General features: G+C 46.2%; 23 protein-coding genes. 8 read left to right on the top strand and 15 right to left on the bottom strand.

Features of this window, described 5'->3' with window-relative positions:
* Positions 1-85 precede the first annotated feature (85 nt).
* Positions 86-1,111, top strand: coding sequence for a hypothetical protein (locus RMO79_RS00980; RefSeq protein WP_310481175.1), 1,026 nt, complete (start codon positions 86-88; stop codon positions 1,109-1,111).
* Positions 1,112-1,289: 178 nt separating this feature from the next.
* Here RMO79_RS00980 and cphA read toward each other — a convergent pair whose 3' ends face one another.
* From cphA to RMO79_RS00965, 3 genes are all read right to left on the bottom strand, one after another.
* A complete protein-coding gene (cphA, locus tag RMO79_RS00975) occupies positions 1,290-4,034 on the bottom strand; it encodes a cyanophycin synthetase (protein ID WP_310481174.1) in 2,745 nt (914 codons plus the stop codon).
* 361 nt (positions 4,035-4,395) lie between these two features.
* A complete protein-coding gene (locus RMO79_RS00970) occupies positions 4,396-5,241 on the bottom strand; it encodes a cyanophycinase (protein WP_396136486.1) in 846 nt (281 codons plus the stop codon).
* Positions 5,242-5,386: 145 nt separating this feature from the next.
* The gene (locus RMO79_RS00965) at positions 5,387-7,489 is read right to left on the bottom strand and encodes a TIGR00300 family protein (protein WP_310481173.1); all 2,103 of its coding nucleotides are present in this window, start codon (positions 7,487-7,489) and stop codon (positions 5,387-5,389) included.
* Between RMO79_RS00965 and RMO79_RS00960 the strand changes: the two genes are divergently transcribed.
* Together RMO79_RS00960 and RMO79_RS00955 are read left to right on the top strand one after the other, a co-directional pair.
* Complete coding sequence (locus tag RMO79_RS00960) at positions 7,488-7,616, top strand: hypothetical protein (protein ID WP_310481172.1); 129 nt, start codon at positions 7,488-7,490, stop codon at positions 7,614-7,616. The genes RMO79_RS00965 and RMO79_RS00960 overlap by 2 nt on opposite strands.
* Before the next feature lie 168 nt (positions 7,617-7,784).
* A complete protein-coding gene (locus tag RMO79_RS00955) occupies positions 7,785-8,006 on the top strand; it encodes a DUF4327 family protein (protein WP_310481171.1) in 222 nt (73 codons plus the stop codon).
* A 226-nt stretch (positions 8,007-8,232) separates the two neighbouring features.
* On the opposite strand, the gene RMO79_RS00950 is transcribed toward RMO79_RS00955, so the two are convergent.
* The 3 genes from RMO79_RS00950 to RMO79_RS00940 form a co-directional block, all read right to left on the bottom strand.
* The gene (locus RMO79_RS00950) at positions 8,233-8,466 is read right to left on the bottom strand and encodes a DUF2283 domain-containing protein (protein WP_310481170.1); all 234 of its coding nucleotides are present in this window, start codon (positions 8,464-8,466) and stop codon (positions 8,233-8,235) included.
* Positions 8,467-8,721: 255 nt separating this feature from the next.
* The gene (locus RMO79_RS00945; RefSeq protein ID WP_310481169.1) at positions 8,722-8,985 is read right to left on the bottom strand and encodes a TIGR02450 family Trp-rich protein; all 264 of its coding nucleotides are present in this window, start codon (positions 8,983-8,985) and stop codon (positions 8,722-8,724) included.
* Between the two features lie 11 nt (positions 8,986-8,996).
* The gene (locus RMO79_RS00940) at positions 8,997-11,015 is read right to left on the bottom strand and encodes a ribonuclease R (RefSeq protein ID WP_310481168.1); all 2,019 of its coding nucleotides are present in this window, start codon (positions 11,013-11,015) and stop codon (positions 8,997-8,999) included.
* A 113-nt stretch (positions 11,016-11,128) separates the two neighbouring features.
* On the opposite strand from RMO79_RS00940, the gene RMO79_RS00935 reads away from it, so the two are divergent.
* A complete protein-coding gene (locus tag RMO79_RS00935; protein WP_310481167.1) occupies positions 11,129-11,347 on the top strand; it encodes a hypothetical protein in 219 nt (72 codons plus the stop codon).
* 18 nt (positions 11,348-11,365) lie between these two features.
* Here RMO79_RS00935 and rpsR read toward each other — a convergent pair whose 3' ends face one another.
* Positions 11,366-11,581 carry a 30S ribosomal protein S18 gene (gene rpsR / locus RMO79_RS00930; RefSeq protein WP_295617498.1) on the bottom strand — a complete coding sequence of 72 codons (216 nt, stop codon included), beginning with the start codon at positions 11,579-11,581 and terminating at the stop codon, positions 11,366-11,368.
* 116 nt (positions 11,582-11,697) lie between these two features.
* A complete protein-coding gene (gene rpmG / locus RMO79_RS00925; protein ID WP_310427688.1) occupies positions 11,698-11,892 on the bottom strand; it encodes a 50S ribosomal protein L33 in 195 nt (64 codons plus the stop codon).
* A gap of 217 nt (positions 11,893-12,109) precedes the next feature.
* On the opposite strand from rpmG, the gene RMO79_RS00920 reads away from it, so the two are divergent.
* Together RMO79_RS00920 and RMO79_RS00915 are read left to right on the top strand one after the other, a co-directional pair.
* Positions 12,110-12,853 (top strand): cytochrome c biogenesis protein CcdA, encoded by a 744-nt coding sequence (locus RMO79_RS00920; protein WP_310481166.1) that lies wholly within the window; start codon positions 12,110-12,112, stop codon positions 12,851-12,853.
* 309 nt (positions 12,854-13,162) lie between these two features.
* Positions 13,163-14,566 carry a cytochrome c biogenesis protein gene (locus RMO79_RS00915; RefSeq protein WP_310481165.1) on the top strand — a complete coding sequence of 468 codons (1,404 nt, stop codon included), beginning with the start codon at positions 13,163-13,165 and terminating at the stop codon, positions 14,564-14,566.
* Positions 14,567-15,120: 554 nt separating this feature from the next.
* On the opposite strand, the gene RMO79_RS00910 is transcribed toward RMO79_RS00915, so the two are convergent.
* Positions 15,121-16,122 (bottom strand): GTP-binding protein, encoded by a 1,002-nt coding sequence (locus RMO79_RS00910; protein WP_310481164.1) that lies wholly within the window; start codon positions 16,120-16,122, stop codon positions 15,121-15,123.
* A gap of 436 nt (positions 16,123-16,558) precedes the next feature.
* On the opposite strand from RMO79_RS00910, the gene RMO79_RS00905 reads away from it, so the two are divergent.
* Entirely contained in the window at positions 16,559-17,515 is a 957-nt protein-coding gene (locus tag RMO79_RS00905; protein WP_310481163.1) for a metal ABC transporter solute-binding protein, Zn/Mn family, read from the top strand.
* A 64-nt stretch (positions 17,516-17,579) separates the two neighbouring features.
* Here the strand turns inward: RMO79_RS00905 and RMO79_RS00900 are convergent, their stop codons facing one another.
* The 3 genes from RMO79_RS00900 to RMO79_RS00890 all read right to left on the bottom strand — a co-directional run bounded on the left by RMO79_RS00900 (position 17,580) and on the right by RMO79_RS00890 (position 18,590).
* Positions 17,580-17,888 carry a hypothetical protein gene (locus RMO79_RS00900; RefSeq protein WP_310481162.1) on the bottom strand — a complete coding sequence of 103 codons (309 nt, stop codon included), beginning with the start codon at positions 17,886-17,888 and terminating at the stop codon, positions 17,580-17,582.
* 135 nt (positions 17,889-18,023) lie between these two features.
* Positions 18,024-18,422 (bottom strand): metalloregulator ArsR/SmtB family transcription factor, encoded by a 399-nt coding sequence (locus tag RMO79_RS00895; RefSeq protein WP_310481161.1) that lies wholly within the window; start codon positions 18,420-18,422, stop codon positions 18,024-18,026.
* Positions 18,423-18,590 carry a metallothionein gene (locus tag RMO79_RS00890; RefSeq protein WP_310481160.1) on the bottom strand — a complete coding sequence of 56 codons (168 nt, stop codon included), beginning with the start codon at positions 18,588-18,590 and terminating at the stop codon, positions 18,423-18,425.
* Between the two features lie 157 nt (positions 18,591-18,747).
* On the opposite strand from RMO79_RS00890, the gene RMO79_RS00885 reads away from it, so the two are divergent.
* Positions 18,748-19,014 (top strand): hypothetical protein, encoded by a 267-nt coding sequence (locus tag RMO79_RS00885; protein ID WP_310481159.1) that lies wholly within the window; start codon positions 18,748-18,750, stop codon positions 19,012-19,014.
* On the opposite strand, the gene RMO79_RS00880 is transcribed toward RMO79_RS00885, so the two are convergent.
* From RMO79_RS00880 to RMO79_RS00870, 3 genes are all read right to left on the bottom strand, one after another.
* On the bottom strand, positions 19,011-19,259 hold the full coding sequence (locus tag RMO79_RS00880) for a hypothetical protein (protein ID WP_310481158.1): 249 nt from the start codon (positions 19,257-19,259) through the stop codon (positions 19,011-19,013). The genes RMO79_RS00885 and RMO79_RS00880 overlap by 4 nt on opposite strands.
* Positions 19,260-19,463: 204 nt before the next feature.
* The gene (locus RMO79_RS00875; RefSeq protein WP_310481157.1) at positions 19,464-20,834 is read right to left on the bottom strand and encodes an alkaline phosphatase PhoX; all 1,371 of its coding nucleotides are present in this window, start codon (positions 20,832-20,834) and stop codon (positions 19,464-19,466) included.
* A gap of 157 nt (positions 20,835-20,991) precedes the next feature.
* Positions 20,992-21,957: an integron integrase gene (locus tag RMO79_RS00870; protein ID WP_310481156.1), complete on the bottom strand. Its 966-nt coding sequence runs from the start codon at positions 21,955-21,957 to the stop codon at positions 20,992-20,994.
* Positions 21,958-22,110: the final 153 nt, after the last annotated feature.

The following is a 22,110-nucleotide window of genomic DNA, read 5'->3' as shown; positions in this document are numbered from 1 at the left end:
ATCACAGCAGGAATCGATCGAGTCGCGAGAAGATAGTACTAAATAGTTCTCTAAGCTCACTCTTCGTCTAGCGACGATCGATCGGATGCATAAGATTCCCGACTGGTATATTCTCCCTAGTGCTGCATTTACGATTAGTAGGAAACAAATTAAATATTATAATTTTCTAGACAAACGACCAGAAAATGGCGATGTTGTCTATGGAAAAATTACTCGGCTCGGTCAACATGCCGAGCTAGAAAATAAGTCAGGTAGAATTCATCGGCTCAATGAAGGCTCGACAGCCATCTTTGTATTTGGCAATCGGTACGCGCCTGATTTTTATGAAGGGACGATTCCCAAGACTATGGAAACAAAGGTCGATCTGTTAGCTCGATCGGGTATTATTGGTAACGTCCAAGTTAAAAATTCATCAGTCAAAGAACCTACTCAAGTTAAAGTGCTGGGTTATGTTTGCGAACTCAATGGCGAAGTATTAAATACCCGCAACTATCCATTAATTAAGCCTAAAAAAACAGAGAAGAAAGAAGATCGATCCAAGTTGATTTTATTTATTGGAACTAGTATGAATGCTGGCAAGAGTACTAGTGCAACGGCTTGTTGTTGGGCATTAACGACGATGGGATATGATGTTAGAGCGTCGAAGGTGACTGGTACGGCGAGCCTGAAAGATATTTTACACATGCAAGATGCTGGGGCTTCGATCGTTAATGATTTTACTCATTTTGGATTTCCATCTACTTATCTATTAGAAGAAAAAGAAGTAGTAAAAATATTTAACGATCTCGATCTTAAATATGCTAATAATCCTAAAAATTATTGGTGCGTTGAGCTAGCAGATGGCATTTTACAAAGAGAAACAGCACTGTTATTAAAATCACCTGATGTGCGATCGCGCATTCACAAGCTGATATTTGCTGCTCATGATACTTTTGGTGCGATCGGTGGATTGAACGTCCTCAAGACCGAATTTGGGCTAGTTCCTGATGCAATTTCTGGTGTTTGTTCGAGTTCTCCATTATTTTTACGAGAGTTATCAGAATTTACAGATATTCCGGTATTCAATAATATCGATTGCAATTTAAAACAACTATCCGAACTCTTAATTTAATCGAGATTTATGAGTGGAGTTAATTTGAGCTGCTAACTCTTTACTCATCTAGTAGTCAAAATAGCCATTAGAGGTTTTCTCCACAGAAAACCTCTAATGGCTAAAGTCGAGTTTAAGAAGTCGGGGATCTCAACATACTCTAAGCACTATCCACTATGTTTTAATGCCAGATCTAAATCTAGCTATTCGGATTTGCCGACAACACATGGGCACTATCGCCGTTATTGCTATTCCCGATCGCCACTGGTGCGACGATTGGCAGACCGACTAGTTTGAGATCTGCTGGCGATGTAGCTGAGGCATCGTCAATAATCGGATTGCGGGACATAATCAGCGCGATCGACTGGGTGACATTATCGGCGAAAATTGCGACCAGCGCATTGTCAGCCGCCCGATCTAATGCCCATTCGAGTGCTTCGCCTTCGTTGAGCTGAATCGTGTGGGGGACGGGAGTCTCGGTTTGGGCTTGAGCGATGCCTTGGACGATTAATGCGGCTACTTCACCCGGATTGCGACCGCGCAGATCTTCATCTTCTTTGATGACAATCCGATCGAAGAAGGTGGCAGAAAGCCGACCTAATTCGATCAGATCTTCATCGCGCCGATCGCCTGGGCCGCCAATGACCCCGATCGATTTACCCGGCCAATTTTTGACAAAACTACCAACTGCTGCATACCCCGCAGGATTGTGGGCATAATCTACCAGTGCGTGATAATTGCCAAGGTTGAATAAATTCATCCGTCCGGGGGTCTGCTCTGCCGAAGCCCGGAAGGTGCGTAAGCCCGCCCGAATTTGCTCGATTTTCATCCCTTGAACGAAGGTGGCTAGACTCGCGGCGAGGGCATTGGCGATCATAAATGGTGCCCGTCCGCCTAAGGTAATCGGTACGCGCTCGACTTTCTCGATTCGGTGGACCCAATCTTGTTGCAAGATCGAAATGTAGCCCTGCTCGAACACGGCAGCAACGCCCCCCCGCTGGACGTGGGCGCGAATCAAGGGGTTGTCTGAGTCCATCGAGAAATAAGCCACCTTCCCGACGACATGCTTTGCCATTGCGGCGACGCGATCGTCGTCGGCATTGAGTACTGCATAACCATCGACGTGAACTGATTCGGCGATGACGGCTTTGACTCTTGCCATTTGGTCGATATTATCGATATCGCCTAAGCCCAAATGGTCGGCTGCGACATTTAATACCACCCCGACATCGCAGGACTGGAAGGCTAGCCCAGAGCGGAGAATGCCGCCGCGTGCGGTTTCGAGGACGGCAATATCCACCGTCGGATCTTGGAGAATAATTTGGGCACTTTGAGGGCCTGTCGTATCGCCTTTTTCGACTAAGCGATCGCCGATATAGATGCCGTCTGTGGTGGTAAAGCCGACTGAATCATATACCTGGCTGAAGATGTGGGCGATCGCGCGAGTAGTTGTCGTTTTACCATTAGTACCCGTAATTGCCACGACCGGAATTCGCGTTGGCGTTCCGGGGGGGAATAACATTTGCAGGATTGGCGCAGCCACATTCCGACCGACACCTTGACTGGGAGCGATGTGCATCCGCAAGCCTGGTGCGGCATTGACTTCGACGATAGTCCCATCTGCTTCGGCGAGGGTTTTGGTAATATCGGTGGTAATTACATCGATGCCGATTACATCTAGACCGATAATATGCGAGACGCGTTCGGCGATCCAGACAGTATTGGGATGAATTTCATCGGTGCGATCGATCGCGATCCCGCCCGTACTGAGATTTGCCGTCGCCCGCAGGTAACAGATTTCGCCCTCTGGCAAAATGGTATCGATTGTATAGCCTTGCCGATCGAGTAGTTCCTTGGTCGAGTCGTCGATTTCAATCTGGGTGAGCATATTATCGTGACCCTTGCCGCGCTGCGGATTTTGGTTTTCCTGCTCGACGAGGGCGGCGATCGTCCACAACCCGCTACCCACAACGTGTGCGGGGACGCGCTCTGCCACTGCTACGACTTTGTGATTTACTACCAAAATCCGGTGATCGCGACCTTGATAAAAGTGTTCGACAATCGTGCCCTTAGAGATATCCCGCGCGCGATCGTAGGCGACTTCCGCCTGTTCCCACGTTTTAATATCGATACTCACACCGCGCCCGTGGTTGCCATTTAAGGGCTTAATCACGATCGGGTAGCCCAATCGTTCGATCGCCCCTGCTAACTCGCCAAAGGAATCGATCGTCATCCCGACGGGCACAGGTACGCCCATACTCGCCAGAATTTTTTTAGTACGTTCTTTATCGCAAGCTAGCTCTACCCCCAGCACGTTGCTGTGAGAAGTTAAAGCCGCCTGAATCCGTTTTTGATATTTACCATAGCCAAACTGAATCAGATCGCAAGTATCTAGCGTCATCGACGGGATGCCCAATGTTTGAGCTTCGCGCACCAGAGCCTCGGTACTGGCACCCAAAGCGGCTTCATCTCGCAGTTCTATTAAGTCATTCAAATCTCGCTCTAATTCGGCCAGAGGATAGCTGCCCGTATCGACGATACTCTCACACAGCCGGAGCGCGGCTCGGACGGCATAGCGTCCGGCGGTTTCAATTTGATACTCGATGGCAACTTGATAAATGCCGTCTGTGGCAGTCTCGCGGGTGCGCCCAAAGCCAACTTCCATCCCCGCCAATGTTTGTAATTCTAAGGCTACATGCTCTAAGATGTGCCCCATCATTGTCGATTCTTTGACCCGACTCAAAAAGCCCCCACGACATCCCGGCGAGCAGTGATGCTCTTCCAGGCTGGGCAAAGTTGCCACTAAACCTTCATAAAAGCCTGGAATGGTGTTGGACGGTCGATCGGCCAGATCCTCCAAATCCAGGCGCACGAGAATGAGCTTTGAGCGACGGATGCTCCAGTAGTTCGGGCCTCGAAGCGTTTGGGTTTGGAGAATTTTCATAAATGTAATGTGCTGTAGTTAGTGCTGTGCAATTAAATGTAATACTAGAACTCTTAAATCGAGTTATGGAAGCCTGAGGTTAAGCATCTTAGCTACTCAAATCTCACGTACATATATAAAAATCTTACTCTTAACTTAATTTCAAGTTGGGCCTCTAGTTCTGTATCTCATGCTACATATTTGTTGATATCGATATTTATAAAGTATCTCAGCGCACTATAATTGCTCCAAAAGCCGTCTAAAGTATGGTGTGGATCGAATTTCAAAATCCAAACAATTTCAACGGTACTAATTCTAGTCGAGGGATTGTTGTAGCTCGATCGAACACAAGTAATCGCGATCGATGTTGTCCCAGCGATCGTTAAGAGGGTAAGACAGTCCGCTGCTGATAGTCATAGCGATCGCCTCTACTCAAAACATGTACGGTGAGATTGTGCAGGCTCAATGGCGAGGTTTTCACCACATCCAAATAGTTGGTATGGGTCAATGCTCTAGGATCGATGATGGTAATGGTACCTTTACCGATGACTTCAAATGTGCCATCGCCATCAAAAGCGGCACAGGTATCTTCATCGATGCCAATCCCCAATTTATCGGGATGGGCGGCGATCGCACTCATCAATCTCGCCATCCGATTGCGGTTGTGGAAATGTTGATCTACCAGCAGATCGGGGAAAATACCCAAACCCTCAGTCAGATCGACTAACAGTTGATTTGGTGATTCGCCGCTACTCCCGCCAGCAATCATCTTTTCACCAACGATGGCTGCACCAGCACTAGTTCCCGCCATGACGATATCGCCCAGCGCAATCCGCTGCTTGATGGACGCGATAAACTTACTCCCCCCGATGAGATCGCACAGTCGCTGTTGATCTCCCCCTGTAATAAAGATACCCGTACATCGCTCCAAAATATTCAACCATCTCTCTTCATCGCACTCTCTCGGCTGTCGAATGTCAAGTACCTGAACTTGCTCGGCACCCATCCCCTGAAAGATTTTGTAGTAACGATCTCCAACAACGCTGGGTTCTTGGGAAGCACACGGTACGATTCCAATGGTAGCTTGCTGCCCACCAGCACTTTCAAAGAAGGCAGTCAAGATCTCACAGCCGTTAACCTTATCTTCTGCACCCCCAATTACCATGACTGGATAGCGGGTAGAAATGACCATAGATTGTTGGGCTAGAATAGGCTTTACTTCAAGCATAATAACGATTCTGGATGGGAGGGGGGAGATGGGAGCGGGGAACGGGGAGATGGGGACGGGGGACTGGGAGACGGGGGACTGGGAGGATATATAAAGTTTCAATCCAAAATCCAAAATCCCCTATTCCCTATTCCCTATCCCCTAACTAAACCCGATCGTATTGTCCGGTGAGTTTATTGAGTTGTTGGATTAACAGGCTTAAAAATAATCCTACATCGGTGACGACACCGATCGACTCGATCGAGCCGCGATCGCTTAATTTAGTTACTACGGCGGGATTGATATCTACACAAACCATTTTTACACCTGCGGGGGTCATGTTACCCACTCCGATCGAGTGGAGCATACTCGATAACATTAAGATTAGGTCGGAGCCTTCAATTAAGCGCGCGTAGTCTGCTTGGGCTTCGATCAGATCCATCTTCGTATCGGGTAAAGGGCCATCATCGCGAATCGATCCGGCTAGAGAGAAGGGTACTTGATGTTTGACGCATTCATACATCACCCCACTTGTCAAGATGCCTTGTTCGACGGCGTTGGCAATACTTCCACAGCGACGAATCGTGTTGATGGCTTTGAGGTGGTGGCGGTGTCCGCCGTGGACGGAGGTGCCGCGTTGCATGTCTACGCCCAAGGAGGTGCCCATTAAAGATTGCTCGATATCGTGGACGGCGATCGCATTACCACCCAAGAGGGCATGAACGTAACCGTCGCGAATCAAGCGGTTGAGGTGTTCGCTGCCGCCTGTATGAATGACTACTGGCCCAGCAACGACCACTACTTTACCACCGCGATCGCGAATCCGGCGTAGATCCCAGGCGATTTGTTCGACGACTAGTTCTACGCGTCGTTCGCTGGAAACCCCCGCGCCCATGAAGCTAAATTCTTCGGTTGCCGCTTTTTTAATCGTTGTGGTGTTGCGTTTGGTACGGATGCCCTCGCTACCCACTACTACCGATTCACCTAATTGGAGATCTCGCAACAGTTTACACCGGACGATCTTCCCGCTGGGAGTATTAGCTACTGCGATCGCGCCATCCATCCGTTGTCCCTGTACCTTCAACCACTCTCCGTCGATCGAGACTTCGGTGGGGTAAATTGTCGTGGCATAAAAATCGTCAGGAGCGACCCCTGCCTGGGTCACCGCGACTAGGTTAGCAGCAATTGTATCTTCGGAGATGGTCGTCGCGCCCAGGTCGATTAATTGCCCCATAATGTCGGCCATGACCGTCGAGTCGGGAGCGGATACTTTTACCTGTGCCACTGATGTATCCAGTCGCTGTGCGCCGAGCTGGAAATTAGCAACTTGAAAACTACCACCACCAGCAACGATCGTATCGAGAACTTGATTTACCAGTCCCGAATCGAGGAGATGTCCTTCGATCTGGATCGTCCGGTTTTGAACTGTCGAAGTTTGGGGCGATTCTTGGTGAGGTTCGTTGACTCTCAAAGTCAAACATTTCGCCGCCCCACCCGCTTTCAGGAATTCTCCTAACGGCGTTTCGAGCGGTGTAAACCCGCGATCGGTTAACATCTGTTTTAAGCTGTCACTAGCTTTATTCATCACGACAATCCGGTCGATATTGACCGAATTACAGGCAAAATTGACCGCATCTACTTCATCGATCGCGATCCGTTTTTCTGGCGGTACGCGCAACTCAATTAAACGGTTAGAATAAGTATCGAATGCCCCTGGATAGTACAACAAATACCCATCCGTCAGCGGACAAAAGCAAGTATCTAAATGATAAAATCGGCGATCGACCAACCGTAACGACAGCACCTCGACATCCAACCATTTGGCTAAATAAGGATGCGAATCTAACTCCGATCGAAAGCCATAACCCGCCCACAGCCACCTACCCGATCGATCGAGCAAGGCATCGCCAGCCCCTTCAAATGGCAGACTTTTGGGTAAGACATGTACCTTATACCCCTGACTTTCAAACCACTGTTGAAAATAAGGTTCTTCACCCTGACGTTCGGCATGAAAAAAGCGACTCAGCACGACATTATCGCCTAAAATTAGCCCCGCATTTGCCGTAAATACCATATCTGGCCAACCTTGCTGCGGCTCGATCTGTTCGATCGTGGCGTAAGTCTCTAATACCTGGTGAAGCTGCTCCCATTCTGCTTGGGCGCGTTCCCGCGACGAACGATGAATATTACCTTCCATCCAGGGATTAATTACATAATCTACTTCGTAATGATGCGGGGCACACATCAGGATTCGCACTGCATCAGTCATGGTAAATGTACTACTATCTAAAGGAATATTGTGGGCTGTCGCATCGATCGATTATGCACCAGATCGTCATGAAACTATTTGTCACTTCGTCTTACTCAACGAGCCGATGTGGAAACAGGATCGCTAACTTTCGGACAACATAATATCTTTATAAAGATGGATTGTTTTTGCCAATTTGTAAAGTAAAATCTACCTATCGATAGATGTAACCGGATGTCGATCGATGGAAAATTAATAGGTAATAAGACTTGCTTAAATACTCGATTAAATTAATTTTTTAAAGAGGGATAAGACAATGGCTGTAATCGAACGATATTGCATGACCGATCTGCGGGATGAGGTGCGGGATCTAGTCGCGCGAGGCTTATTAGAGCGACAGCACTGCATTTACGAACTAAAGAAATTTTTTAGCGGCCGTCAATGGTTGCAAGTCGAGCATCTACTAGACGACCAAGATTATCTATTGCGAGGACACATTATCGATTTGGTCGGTAAAGAGTCCTGGGAGAATGATTGAAACCCGCTGCTTGGTGCGAGTGTTTTCACTCTAGTCGCGATCGGTTTGAGTGACGATTTTACAAATGGCAAGAGCCGTTTATAAAATCGGTAATTAATTTGGCTACTTTCATAATTTGACAAGCTGATGTTGGCGCGCGCGCACCGCTCGTGGCGGAATGCCCGATCCCAGTTAAAATCGGGGGCTGGCGATCGGTTCGTTGCGGTCGTTTCGTCCCCTCATTTACCTACACCAGCTCTTTCGGTCGGGGCTTATCAAAATTTGCTTCGCCCACACAGTAAGAAATAGCATAAGGACTATCCATTTTGGTGGATGCCTTGTCAATCTCCAAGCCAATCAAATTACCATCGACATCGTAATCTAACACCAAACCTGGGGCAAATCGCGCTGTTTCCTCAACGGTAGTATCGCTGAGGGTAATTTGGAGAATATCTCGGTCTGGGTCATAAATAACTTTCATTATGAGGTTGTATCCTTGGCTGCGCTAATAAGCTGCTCGCCGGGTGTTCTGTCCTAAGTGGCATTAGCTCGCCTCATCCCCGATCGAGGACGATCGATCTAAACACCATCATCGTAACCAGCGGCAAGACAGCTCTACTGTATCATGGGTAACGAAAGTTTGCGATCGTTAGTTTTGCCAGATACTAATCATCTTGCATCTAAACATAATTACTAGTTTTTAGTGAATAGTGGATAGTGCAATATATGAGGGTAATTACTCGATAAATACCAACTCATCTGGCTCTGATGCCATCTCATCGAGCGTTTGCCAGCCCGGTTGCCATTGACTGCGATCTTTAAATGCTTGGGCATTCAACCAAAACCTGACAGTCGGATCGCACGATGAAACCATTTCGGCAAAAACCCACTTGCCATCTTGCTTGCGATTGACAACTTGAAAATGTCGCCATCCCCACATCTTTTGAGTCGCCGTCCATTTCGAGCCGAGGAGGTGGGGGAATTTTTGTTTTTTTGCCATATTCGATCGTGCTATGCCGCAGAATTAGCGGGTTGAATGGCAATTTCACGGAGATGAATGATATCCTGACGCGGATCGACCAAGGCGACTTGAACTTGGATTGGTTCGCCTAAAGCGACCCAGCGATTGAACTTCATGGCAAGTTCGATGCCTAATTCTTCGATTAAAATCAGGGCGAGACTTTCATCTTCTCGCAACCAGCGTAAGAATAAAGCATCCCATTCGCGATCGCCCGATCGATTGAGGTATTCTAGAGTCCAATAACGATTGGTTTGCCGTTCTACCATCGTCGCTTCATAGATATTCGTCCCCAATCCCATCATAATTTCCTGCAATCGTTCGGTGGTGAATGGTAATTCATCGCCGCGCAAATGTGCTTTGATTTGGAAATGAGCCAGTAAATCGGTATACCGTCGAATCGGCGAGGTAACTTGAGAATAGGTGTTTAAACCCAAGCTAGCGTGTCGCGATGGCGTAGTTGCCATTTCACTCCGGGGCATACACCGCCGCACGGCACAGGAGCGTGCGGGGCCGACTGGGATGAGGATTAGTTCTTCTTCTGGCGGCAGTTCTGGCTGGGGCTGTCCGCGATAGGGCAGGGGGAGCGCATTGTCTTGTCCGTATTTAGCCGCGACTTCGCCTGCGAGGATCATCATTTCGGCGACTAGGCGGCGCGCGCGATTATCTTCAATTAGATCGATCGAGACTTCATCGCCACTGACTTTGACGGTAGACTCTGGCATGTTGATATTAATCGACCCTTGCGATGTCCGCCATTGGTTCCGCAGTTTGGCAGCTTTGGCAATCGATTCAATTTCTAGCTCTCCCGGAATCCGCAGTTGCAGCATTTCCTCGACATCTTCATAAGTGAGCCGATAAGTCGGTTCGATCGTGCTGGTAGTTATCTCATATTCGCTCGCGGCACCACTCTCATCGAGAATTATCCCAAAACTCAAGGCGCAACATTTTTTGCCCTGTCTGAGGCTCATTGGGCCAGTAGCCAGATCGGGGGGGAACATCGGAATCATCCCGGTGGGGAGATAAATCGTGACCGATCTTTTGCGGGCTTCGAGATCGAACTCGTCTTCAGGCGATAATAATCGGGTCGGATCGGCAATATGAATCCATAACTTTTGCCGTCCGTCTGGCAAGAGTTCCAAACTCAATCCATCATCGATCTCTTGGGTACTTTCGTCGTCGATCGTGTATACCTTGAGATGGGTAAGATCGCGGCGACGGGTGGCATCGAGATCGACGGGTGGATTGGTTAGTAATTCATGCGCCACGGTTTGCATCTTGGGTGAGAAGTGAACGGGAGTCTGAGAACGACGCAGATGGATGTTTTCATGGATGCTCCACCATCCCAATTCTACGAGGAGCGAGAATACGGCTGGTTGTGTTTGCTGGCGGTTGAGAGCTGTTAGGTATTCTCCGAGTTTCGACGGTGGCAGATCTGGATTGAGGACGTATTTTTCCAGGACTTCGAGCCGCTGTTTGTCGGTATCTTCCCACTCTACGGGGGTACCTGCTAACTGTTGCCGAACGCGATCGATAAATCCTTGCTGTTCGATTTCTTTTCGATCTTTGACAGTGGCTTGGTGCTTGAGTTCGGTGACTTGAGCGCGACTGCGGGGTTCGTATTTATCTTCTTTTTTATTTTTGAAGTAAATCTTGTCTTCTGAGAGCAAGACGTAGGCGGCGTAACACAGAGCTGGGGTGCGATCGGAATATAATAAATCTGCGAGTGTCGGTGGATCGACTGTTTCCCCGTCTTCTACCAACATTTCCCAGGCGACTTCTAAGCTATCGGGATCGATATTCGGTGCGACTTGGGCACTGAATCGATCGATCTCGGCGGGCTGCTTATAGGTAACCCCAGCAACTTCATAAGTAATATCGCGGGGATGAAGCGTATGCGATTGAGTCCGAGCGTCGATCGCAATCCAGTGTTTTTTCCCTTCTGGACGATCTGCGATAGCCAGACGGCGTTCGCCATTGTGCCAAAATTCAACTAGAGTTCCCTTCTCCACCCCTGTTTCTTCCTTTGTAACGGTTCGTTGTTACGTGTTGTGAGATCGTCATGGCTGCGCCAATAGCGATTCAGTCCGGATCTCTAGTGTAATGTGAATGCGCGATCGCCGCTATGACTCCAGGAATGTTAAGGCATGAAGTTTGCTGGAAACCTGAAGCTACTAGCAATCCTCATTCCTTATCCCTTAATGGTTTAACCTTCGACGTTGATAAATGGCATCAATGCGATTTGGCGAGAGCGTTCGATCGAAAGCGTCAGTCTCAATTAGATTTAACCTTCGACGTTGATAAATGGCATCAAGGCAATTTGACGAGAGCGTTCGATCGATAGCGTTAGTCTCAATCAGATTTAACCTTCGACGTTGATAAATGGCATCAAGGCGATTTGACGGGAGCGTTTGATCGAAAGCGTCATATCTCTTTGTTGCTTGGATGTTAAGCCAGTAATTCTCCGAGGTAAAATTTTGCCGCGCTCGGTGACGAACTTGCGAAGTAAATCTACATCTTTGTAATCGATTGGATCTCCGGGTTTAATGGGCGATAACCGTTTGCGAAAATAAGCCATGTTGTTCGTGGATAGAAAGATAGTGGATAGCGATTTGCGTTTCTCCTCTCGGAGCGGCTATGCCAACGTCGAGTTCGACGGTTTAGCAAATCGAGGCAGTAAATAGTTAATACTACTTACTTGATTTCTTTATGTGTCGTATGCTTGTTGCAATAACGACAGAATTTGCTCAACTCCAACCGAGCGGTGGTGTTCCGGCGGTTCTTCATTGTCGTGTAGCGGGATACACCAGCCGAGCGTTTAGCAGTGTTACTGCGACACTCAGTGCATTCCAAGGTGATGATAATACGAACGCCCTTTTTGGCTGCCATACTCTTTACAGACCCAACGCGGGAATAAAATAAACACAGTCTACAATTATCTCATGAAGATCGCTCGATCGGCAACTACTTACCAAAATATTGCCGGATTAAAGTGCGTATTTACCGAGCTGACGCAACCCGTTAAATCTTGCTATAACTAATAACTAACGCCACCTTATCGATCGGCGGTTAGTTGCTACCAGCGATCTTGTCTCATTTTATCCCCATGAATATCTCGACGATCGATCTTCAGACCACACTATATCAACTCGAACATTTCGCCGATCGATTGGTAACCGAACAACTGACGCAAATTACCTGGGTATCTATAGCAACGATCTTCTCGGCTGGATTGTTGACTAGTCTGACACCATGCACGCTATCGATGTTACCGATTACGATTGGGTATATCGGTGGCTACGAATACAAAAGTCGTTGGCAAGCCGCACTCCAATCGACATTTTTTTGCGCGGGAATTGCGACGACACTGGCGGGATTGGGGATATTTGCAGCCGTAGTAGGTAAAGTATACGGTCAAATTGGCTTGGGTTTGCCGATTTTTGTCAGCATAGTAGCAATTTTGATGGGATTAAATCTGCTCGAAGCTCTACCCTTCCAACTCCCCGATTTTGGCGGCATGGATTGGATTCCCAAAGATTTACCAAACGGTGCGCGATCTTATTTACTCGGTGTCACTTTTGGCTTAGTCGCATCACCTTGCAGCACACCAGTACTCGCGAGTTTACTCGCTTGGGTAGCCAGTACTGGAAATATTTGGTTGGGTACGGTACTCCTCCTGGCATATACGGCTGGTTATGTGGCACCATTAATATTGGCAGGTACATTTACAGCAGTTATTAAAAAGTTATTAGAAGTCCGCAAATGGTCGGGTTGGATTACCCCAACAAGTGGAATTCTCTTGATTAGTTTTGGGGTATTTTCATTACTAACTAGAATTCCCAGCTTTTAGTCTGCGATCGATCTTGAGAACAGACAAATCGATATGTTAATTTTAAATAATTTATAATAACTCCTCTTCTCGCCTCTGTCTTGTCTTGACGCGCTCGACCTGGAGGGAACCTCTAGAACGCACGTCGCTGTTGCACTACACTGTCGGGAAACCTGACAAGCGCGCACCGCTGCGGTTAAAACAAAACCAAACTTGCCTCTCACAGCTAATTTAGAACCGATATAAATACTTGTTTATTAGATTTAAATCTATATGGTAATCGAACTTAAATTACTAGCTAATTATAAAAAATTCAAAATCTAAAATCGAATGTCGATCGAATCTAACGTAGCTCCACTTAATTTTTGGCAAATACCACAACAATGGTGGCGTAAGAAAATAGTACCAGTAATTGCCAACCTTAAATTTGCGATCGCATTAGTACTGATTATCGCAGTTTTGAGCATTATCGGGACAGTCATCGAGCAGGGCGAAACGCCAGGATTCTATCAGACTAATTATCCCGAAAGTCCGGCTCTGTTTGGATTCCTAACTTGGAAAGTAATTCAAGTTATCGGACTAGACCATGTATACCGAACCTGGTGGTATTTAGCATTACTAGTGCTATTTGGAATTAGTCTGCTAACTTGTACTTTTACCACACAGTTACCGATGCTCAAATCGGCGCGGAAGTGGAAATTTTACGATAATCCTAAATTCTTTCAAAGATTGGCTCTGAGTGCCGAAATTGACGATCGCAATTTAGAAGCACTTTCTACCCAATTACAAACCCAGAAATACCAAATTTTTACAGAAGGCGATAAACTCTACGCGCGCAAAGGCTTAATCGGTAAAATCGGGCCGATTATCGTTCACGTCGGCATGATTCTTACTTTATTGGGTGGCGTTTGGGGAGCGATGACAGGGTTTCTCGCTCAAGAAATGGTGCCGAGCGGCGAAACATTTCAAGTTAAAAATATTCTCGATGCTGGCCCTTTAGCACGCAACCAAATTCCGAAAAATTGGTCGGTTAAAGTCAACCGATTCTGGATTGAATATACACCTGCTGGCACGATCGATCAATTTTATTCAGATCTATCAGTTGTCGATAATAGCAGTAAGAAAGAACTCGATCGGCAGACGATTTATGTTAATAAACCGTTAAAATATGATGGCGTTTATTACTATCAAACCGACTGGTCGATTTCTGGTGTCAAAGTCAGAATTAATAATAGTCCGATCTTCAGATTACCAATGGCGCAAATCGGACAAGGTGCCCAAAATCGAATTTGGGGAACGTGGATTCCCACTAAGCCAGATTTAAGTGAAGGTGTTTCGCTATTAGCGAAAGATTTACAAGGGACATTATTAGTCTACGATACCAAGGGGCAACTAGTCTCCAGTGTCCGCGCTGGTGGTGAGTTAGAAGTCAATGGCGTTACTTTAAAAGTCCTCGAAGTAATCGGCGGAACCGGACTCCAAATTAAAGCCGATCCGGGAATTCCGATCGTCTATTTAGGCTTTGGGTTGCTGATGCTAGGAGTAGTCATGAGTTACTTCTCACATTCCCAAATTTGGGCGGTAGTTAAGGACGGTAAATTGTATCTAGGCGGACGCACAAATCGCGCTCAAGTCGTGTTCGAGCGGGAAACGATCGCAATTATAGAAAAACTCCAGGATTCGGGTATAGATAATCTTACTGATGACGTACGGGTACCGACACTACTAAGCTAAGTTTTGTGTCGTAAGTTAGATAGTAAAAGTAGATCGATCGTTGAATTTAAGTTAATTTAATTTAACTTAAACTTACCCAAATTCTGATTGCCAACTCTGCTCACTTATGTTAAATTAAGCTCAGGTAGTAAATTACCCGTTGTCTAGTACAGCTATCCAATTATTATATTAGGAGGTGGTGCCCATGATCGAGAGTAGTACACGTCTGGGTCTCGAAACTGGAGTTAGCCGGCTGAGTGCTGGGACTGTCCTCTAGTAAACTTATCGGTTTGTCTATAGAATCGTTCTAGATTCACTCCTGTTTGTTTGTAGAGTTTCTCTCAGCAGCCAGGTTCCAGCGAACAGACCCCCTAGACCGCTCCTATTACTAGTACTGAGATTCTAAAATCTTATCTAGCAGTAGGAGCGGATAGTTTTTGGGCGTTAATTTAGCCTTCTCGCACGATGGTAAATGGCTGGCGGCGGGCAGGTTAGATCGCAATATTACCTTAGGTTAGCAGCCGGGGGCGACGGGGGGAGTTATTTGTTCGGTCGGTTTGTGGGTGAAATTATCGTCATTTCCCAAATCCGATCCCTGTTGCTAAGCATTTAGTAAAATCCGATCGTAATTTAGCCTCATCGAGATCTCGTCCGATAAAGACTAACTCATTTTTACGTTGCTCATCAACTCGCCACTCGCGATCGGGTTTACCATCAAATAGCATGTGTACGCCTTGAAAGACAAAGCGGTTTTTTTGTCCGTGAATATTTAAAATCCCTTTCATCCGAAAGATATTGGGGCCTTGATTTGGTAGTAGATCGCTCAACCAATCATTAATTTTATTGATATCCATCGCTCCCGATAGTACTAATGCTACTGACTTGACGGATTCATCATGAACGTGAGCTTCTTCACCCAAGAAATCTGGATCGATCGTCAGCGCGTGAGATAAATCGAAGCCACCAACTTCTAAAACTGCATCCATATTTACTTGGGCATTTTCAGTCCGATAAATCTTTGCCATCGCATTCATACTGCGAATTTTACGTTCGAGTTCGTCCAATTCAGCAACAGTAACTAGGTCAGTTTTATTCAACAAAATTGTATCGGCAAATGCAATCTGCTCTTGAGCTTCATCTGCATCCCAGTGAAGTTGAATATGCTTGGCATCTACAACAGTTACTACCGCATCTAAATGAGTATGCAGTTGGACATCTTCATCAACGAAAAAGGTTTGAATTACGGGAGCAGGATCGGCCAAACCAGTTGTTTCGATGACTAAATGGTCGAATTTATCGCGCCGTCGCATGAGTTTATCAATGATTCGTACTAAGTCACCACGTACCGTACAGCAAATACAGCCATTATTCATCTCAAATATTTCTTCGTCGGTACTGACAACCAACTGGTTATCAATGCCAATTTCGCCAAATTCATTCACAATCACGGCTACTTTCTTACCATGCTCGTAGGTCAGAATATGATTGAGTAGGGTGGTTTTTCCTGCGCCCAAGTATCCAGTTAGGACAGTGACTGGAACGGTGGCGTTGGAGGGATTATCTAAAGTGTTTACCATAATTGTTTTACCCTTATAAGTGAATTAGCGATCGGTGAAACTTTAAGCAGATGACTAATTATAGATCTTGCTTAAAAAAAGTGAGGTTCCGATTTTTAGCAAGATCGAATCTGCACTACAAATATTGGCTGGGGCTAGTTTCGATCCGGCATTGATAAATATCGCAGCAAATTCAGCGATCTGAATCTAATTGTGTACTAACTTACAAGTCCAATTGACAGTAAGCGACTCTACGTTTTAAGATAATTCTAATTTGTGTCGATAATGATTCTCATTCTAGCATAAATCAATCGCCATAGATGCTGTGCCTCACACAAGACTCATCGACCAAAACTTACCCATCCAATATTCGATCGTGAAAATTAGCCCTCGTCGCTCAGACTCAAAACACCCACTGCGTTTTAACTGGATCGTCTCATCACTACTAACATTCGGGATGCTCACTGGATGCACCACCCCTGCCAGCAAACAACCTACAGATGCCGCTAACCCCACTGCTAGCGAAACTACTCCAGCCACAACTCCAGCCGCAACTACGGCTAGCAGTCCGAAAGTAGTTGTGACTAATACTATATTATGCGACTTGACCAAACAAATTGCAGCTAGCACCGTAAATGTAGTCTGCTTGCTTGCACCTGGTAGCGATCCTCATGTTTATAAACTGACACCAGAAGCCAGACAATCGATTGAGGATGCCAAACTCGTCTTATATGGTGGCTATGATTTTGAACCAGAGCTAGTCAAAGCGATTAAGGCGACATCTAACCCCGCTCCGAAAGTAGCCGTACATGAAGTTGCCGTACCGCAACCTCAGACATTTGAGGAAGATGGTAAAAGCACAACAGATCCGCATGTTTGGCATAATGCCCAGAATGGGATTAAAATTGCTGAAACGATCGCAACTAGTTTAGAAAAAGTTGTCCCAGCCCAATCAGCAACTTACAAGCAAAATGCCCAAAAATTAACTTCAGAAATCGGGCAACTCGATACTTGGATTAAATCGCAAATAAACACAATTCCTGCTGCTAAAAAAGTATTGTTTACCACTCATGATGCACTAGGGTATTACTCAAAAGCTTATGGTATTCCAGTTGATGCTTTAGAAGGATTGAGTACAGAAGAAAAGCCAAATGCAGCTAGAGCCAAAGAACTAGTTGGTAAAATTAAAAAGGCACAAGTACCGACTATTTATGCAGAGTTGACACTCAATCCTAAACTAATTACTGCGATCGCTCAAGAAGCAAAAGTAAAAGTAGCACAGCAGGAAATCTATGCTGATGGATTGGGTGAAGCGAATAGTCCAGGTGGAACTTATCAGCAGATGTTAGTTTCCAATACTAAAGCGATCGTCGAAGGATTGGGTGGTAAATATACACCTTTTGTAGCTAAATAAGTTCTATTCATCTAATTGAATCGATCTAAAATAAGCGATTCTCTTTCAGAGAATCGCCTATCAGCTAAATAACAGATTCGCCCGATTTAACTAGTTCGCGAATCACACTCACACAATTAGGGCAACCACAACCAAATTTAGTAAAGGCTGCTAGTTGTAGCCGTCTTTGGTAACTTGCAGACAACAGCGACTGTTCGTTTCGATCCGATTGTCGAATCTTGGTTGAATGCCCAGCGCGAACGGCTAAACCAGCGATCTGGAGATCGCCGCCTTTGGTACTCTGTACTGGCATCCCCTGACTGGGACTACCAAACAGAGTAGCTGCGAGGATCGAGCCAGAACAGGCCATAATCGTCAATTTATTGGCTTCCATTGTCATTAACCGAGATTGGTGTACGACTCTAGTGTGCCCAGGCTAGATCGGAGAATTGCCAAGATATTGATAATAATAATCATTTTATGTGCTAAACCGATCGCGATCGAGACCCAAATTGACGTTAACTAAATTTTAGATTGTTGTATCGATCTGCTCTATCGCCAACTGGTAAAAGTCGAGAATCTGGCGATCTTGCAGGCTATAGAATACGTGCCGCCCTTGTTTGCGAAAATTGACCAATCGGATTGCCCTGAGCGTTCTTAACTGATGGGATACAGCCGATTCGTTCATCTCCAATATCGCCGCTAGATCGCCAACGCACATTTCTTTTGCTGCGAGGATCGAGAGAATTCGCAACCGATTGGGATCGGCTAGAAAGCCCAAAAATTCTGACAGACGCTGTGCCTTCTCCACCGAGAGCATTTCGGTGGGTGGGGAATTTGCATCGTCAGAGTGAGTGGGATGGGGAGCTTCACAACAAAGATCTTCCCCATTTTCGATCGTTACTGGTTCGGTAGATCGATCTGACATTTATTTGTCGCAGCCACAGCCTGTATGTCCGCAACCTTGTCCGGTAGTATGACCATTCGCACAAGCATCGCCGCAGTAATGTTTGCCGTCTTTGACGATCGCATCAGAGAGCGAAACGATACACAGGCAAGAGTTACAAGCACATTTCATTTGGGTAACAGTAGACATGATGGTTCTTTTGTTTAGTTATCTTAATATCCTAACACATGAATGCACATTCAGGTATTGACAAGTAGAAATCTTCACAATTTCCACTTGTCGTAAAATGCTAGAAATCGCTCAGACAGATTTATAATAGCGATCGAATCGCTTAGAAATATTTAAAATGAAATTATTTAACTTACTATGGCTACCTGCGGCGGGAATGGTTGGAGCCACATATCTCGCTCAAGCTAATCAGCCCCAACCTCAGCCGGAGACAACAACATTCAAAGTCTGGAAAATTCAACCAGTAGCAGCACCTGTTATCGACCCCAAATCTGCCCACCAAGCTTTACTCGCACGACAAAAACAGCTTGCTGGGAAAAGTTTTAGTTGTGATTGCAATGGCTGTAGAATTGCGGCACAGCAATTAGGCGTGACGCTGAATTAGATCCCAAGTTCGCCCGATTTTACTTCTTGGCGAATCGCCGTTACACAATTGGTGCAGCCACACCCAAATTTACTCAGAGCTGTTTGCTGCAATCGGCGTTCGTAATTCAATGGTGAAATCCCGTCTTCAGTCGATTGGGAAGTATTAACTCGATTCTCTGGCACAGATGCTCCATCTACAACTTGGAGATCGCGTTGGCATCGCCTACCGAAGGTAATCGCCAAAGCTTTGCAGTGGCATGGCATAACTGGGATCTGTAAATAGTGCAGCAGCTAGGATCGAACCAGTACAAGCAATTACGGTTAACTTATTTTTGTCCATTATCGGCGCGGGATGAGTGGATAGCACTATTATATGCGACCGAAACTCGAATTTAAGTTTAATTCGATCGGGGAGGTGTATCGATCGATGACCGATCGCTGGATGGTTCGATCGATCGAGATCGTTAATTACACCTTTGCCCAATTGCCCCAGACTGCTAGAGTTAGCCCTGGATCGTAGATATTGACGAACATCGTGCGACCACCTGGAGCAAAACAAGCCCCAGCAAGTTCGCTATTATCTCTGGCATTGCGGGCGAAAGTATAAGTTCCACCTTGTGGGGTAATGCCGACTAATCTTTGTTCGCCTCTACCATCTTCGCAAGCAATCAAATGACCATTTGGTGTGAGCGTGATATTATCGGGCATGTCAATGATGTTAGCGTCGTTCGGTTCTAAAAATAGTTCGATCGATCCACCGTTTTTAGCAGTTTTTCCAGGGGTGTATTTCCAGATTTGTCCATTACCTCTGGCTTCTTGCCCTGGAGCGACTTGGAGATTTGCCAAAACATTACCGCCTTGGGTACAGGTAAAGTAAAAAGAGCCGTTAGTATGGCAGATGCCTTCCCCGCGCATAAATTGAGCGGCACCTTTGCTAAAACCTTCCTTTTGGACGGTATTTTCGAGCGGATTTGGTTCTTCAATTCGCACCCATTCTACAGCGAATTTTTGCCGAACTGGGAAGTTTTGTCTGGTATTAATTTGGGGTTTGCCGACAATTTTGAGGGCTTCAAGGGTGCCGCCTGCGGCTAATTTTCCAGGCTGTTTAGGAATAAAGCGGTAGAATAATCCAGTCGGATCGTCTTCGGTTTGATAGACAATCCCAGTGCGCGGATCGATCGAAATCGCTTCGTGGCGAAATCTGCCCATTGCGACTAATGGTACTGGTACCACTGGCGTTTGGCTATCGATCGGGACTTCAAAATTATAGCCGTGAGGTTTGGTTACGCTCCCTTTGCCTGTATCTGGCATTCCTGGCATGGCAGTATTTTCTTCGCAGCTAATCCATGTCCCCCAAGGTGTTGTACCGCCAGCGCAGTTGACATTAGTTCCCGCTAGAGATACATATTCTTTAGTTAACTGGCGATCTCGATCGATCGTGAGAGTTGTGGCACCGCCCCTACAATTGGGATCGTACATCCGATCGGGAGCAGCCATGACGCGAGACTTATCATTCAGCCTAAGTTCGTGATTGCGAACTAAAATTGTCGAGCCATTTTTACCTTCAAAAGCAGCCATGCCATCGAAATTACTGGCGGCGATCGTGCCATCGCTCATCTGCTTGCCGCTTTGGGAAACGATTGTGTACCTAAATCCCGCAGGTAGATCTAAAATTCCGTTGGGATCTTTGACTAACGCACCGTAACCCTTAACTTGCGGTGATTTGAGTGCCGATATTGCCGCAGATGGGCGATATAGATGTTCTAATCCAGCGAGGACAAAGCTACTGGTAGCACTTGCCCCAGCCAGTGTCAAGAAATGACGGCGGGAAATAGACATAGGGAGAAATTATCAATTGGGGTCAGTATTGCTACCGAAGATTATAACAACTACTCAAGTTGTTCCTGGCTAAATTAGTCACATTTCGAGACGATCGCGGAGGCAATTAATCTCGATCGAATGATGAAAGCGATCGCCTCACTTGTCTGAGCAGTGATTAACGATCGAGTGGACTCACAACACCTCGCCCACCACGATTCAAAACGTGGGTATAAATCATCGTAGTTTTGACATCTTTGTGACCCAGTAGTTCTTGAATAGTACGAATGTCATAACCACTCTGAAGCAGGTGGGTGGCAAATGAATGACGAAATGTATGGCAACTAACCCGCTTGGAGATCTTAGCCATTCGCACGGCTTGTTTGAGAGCTTTCTGCAAGCCACTTTCATGGAGGTGAAACCGGACAATCCCGCTACCTCTGGGATCTTGACAGCGAGTTAACGCGGGAAAAGCATATTGCCAAACCCATTGACGAGGAGCATTGGGATCTTTGCGACTGAAAGCAAAAGGTAATATAGTTGCCCCATAGCCGAGTTCTAAATCTTGCTGATGGATGAGGCGAACTTGTTGAATGTGAATTTGCAGAGGTTCAACAACGCTTTGAGGTAGCAGTGTGACTCGATCCTTACCACCTTTGCCGCAGCGGATGACCATTTGAGACTGGGCAAAGTCGATGTCTTTGATTCGTAGCTGCATACATTCGCGCAAGCGCAGTCCGCTACCGTAGAGTAGTTGCAGCATTAGCCGATGAACTCCGGTGGTTTGGTGAATGATGGCAAAAGCTTCATCGGGAGAAAGCACGATCGGAATTTGCTGTGGACGTTTGGCACGAATGGCATTAATGCGGCTATCTAGTTCTTGCTGCAAAACTTGGCGATACAGAAATAAAATTGCGTTGAGAGCCTGATTTTGGGTAGCGGCTGCAACATTACCTTCGACTGCTAGATGAGTTAAAAATTCCTCTATTTCTGGGACTCCCATATCTTTGGGATGACGCTTGTTATGAAACAAAATATATCGAACAATCCATTGCACGTAGGTTTCTTCAGTGCGGTAGGAATAATGCTTGAGGCGGATTACATCCCTAACTTGGTCTAGGAGCTTCTTAGGCGGATTTTGCATAATGTTACAATATGTTGAAAAATTCAGCAGATCCACCTTAAATAGAATGATAGGTGGAAAATTTCTGCTTTTGCACAGGGAATATGCTGAATTTTTCAGTCTATCTACCCAAATTTGGGTGAATAGGTGGAAAGTTTCCGCCCAATAATAGTT

Origin of the sequence: Chamaesiphon sp. VAR_48_metabat_403 (assembly GCF_031422475.1) — a bacterium.
In the GTDB taxonomy this organism is placed as follows: domain Bacteria; phylum Cyanobacteriota; class Cyanobacteriia; order Cyanobacteriales; family Chamaesiphonaceae; genus Chamaesiphon.
Note: the sequence above shows the minus strand (reverse complement) of the source record. Positions and strands in the feature narration are given on the sequence as shown.

Coding starts and splice junctions, on each gene's coding strand:
- RMO79_RS00980 (WP_310481175.1), top strand. CDS start 86: ATGCATAAGATTCCCGACTGGTATATTCTCCCTAGTGCTGCATTTACG.
- cphA (WP_310481174.1), bottom strand. CDS start 4,034: ATGAAAATTCTCCAAACCCAAACGCTTCGAGGCCCGAACTACTGGAGC.
- RMO79_RS00970 (WP_396136486.1), bottom strand. CDS start 5,241: ATGCTTGAAGTAAAGCCTATTCTAGCCCAACAATCTATGGTCATTTCT.
- RMO79_RS00960 (WP_310481172.1), top strand. CDS start 7,488: ATGGTAAATGTACTACTATCTAAAGGAATATTGTGGGCTGTCGCATCG.
- RMO79_RS00965 (WP_310481173.1), bottom strand. CDS start 7,489: ATGACTGATGCAGTGCGAATCCTGATGTGTGCCCCGCATCATTACGAA.
- RMO79_RS00955 (WP_310481171.1), top strand. CDS start 7,785: ATGGCTGTAATCGAACGATATTGCATGACCGATCTGCGGGATGAGGTG.
- RMO79_RS00950 (WP_310481170.1), bottom strand. CDS start 8,466: ATGAAAGTTATTTATGACCCAGACCGAGATATTCTCCAAATTACCCTC.
- RMO79_RS00945 (WP_310481169.1), bottom strand. CDS start 8,985: ATGGCAAAAAAACAAAAATTCCCCCACCTCCTCGGCTCGAAATGGACG.
- RMO79_RS00935 (WP_310481167.1), top strand. CDS start 11,129: ATGACTCCAGGAATGTTAAGGCATGAAGTTTGCTGGAAACCTGAAGCT.
- rpsR (WP_295617498.1), bottom strand. CDS start 11,581: ATGGCTTATTTTCGCAAACGGTTATCGCCCATTAAACCCGGAGATCCA.
- rpmG (WP_310427688.1), bottom strand. CDS start 11,892: ATGGCAGCCAAAAAGGGCGTTCGTATTATCATCACCTTGGAATGCACT.
- RMO79_RS00920 (WP_310481166.1), top strand. CDS start 12,110: ATGAATATCTCGACGATCGATCTTCAGACCACACTATATCAACTCGAA.
- RMO79_RS00915 (WP_310481165.1), top strand. CDS start 13,163: ATGTCGATCGAATCTAACGTAGCTCCACTTAATTTTTGGCAAATACCA.
- RMO79_RS00910 (WP_310481164.1), bottom strand. CDS start 16,122: ATGGTAAACACTTTAGATAATCCCTCCAACGCCACCGTTCCAGTCACT.
- RMO79_RS00905 (WP_310481163.1), top strand. CDS start 16,559: ATGCTCACTGGATGCACCACCCCTGCCAGCAAACAACCTACAGATGCC.
- RMO79_RS00900 (WP_310481162.1), bottom strand. CDS start 17,888: ATGGAAGCCAATAAATTGACGATTATGGCCTGTTCTGGCTCGATCCTC.
- RMO79_RS00895 (WP_310481161.1), bottom strand. CDS start 18,422: ATGTCAGATCGATCTACCGAACCAGTAACGATCGAAAATGGGGAAGAT.
- RMO79_RS00890 (WP_310481160.1), bottom strand. CDS start 18,590: ATGTCTACTGTTACCCAAATGAAATGTGCTTGTAACTCTTGCCTGTGT.
- RMO79_RS00885 (WP_310481159.1), top strand. CDS start 18,748: ATGAAATTATTTAACTTACTATGGCTACCTGCGGCGGGAATGGTTGGA.
- RMO79_RS00880 (WP_310481158.1), bottom strand. CDS start 19,259: ATGCCATGCCACTGCAAAGCTTTGGCGATTACCTTCGGTAGGCGATGC.
- RMO79_RS00875 (WP_310481157.1), bottom strand. CDS start 20,834: ATGTCTATTTCCCGCCGTCATTTCTTGACACTGGCTGGGGCAAGTGCT.
- RMO79_RS00870 (WP_310481156.1), bottom strand. CDS start 21,957: ATGCAAAATCCGCCTAAGAAGCTCCTAGACCAAGTTAGGGATGTAATC.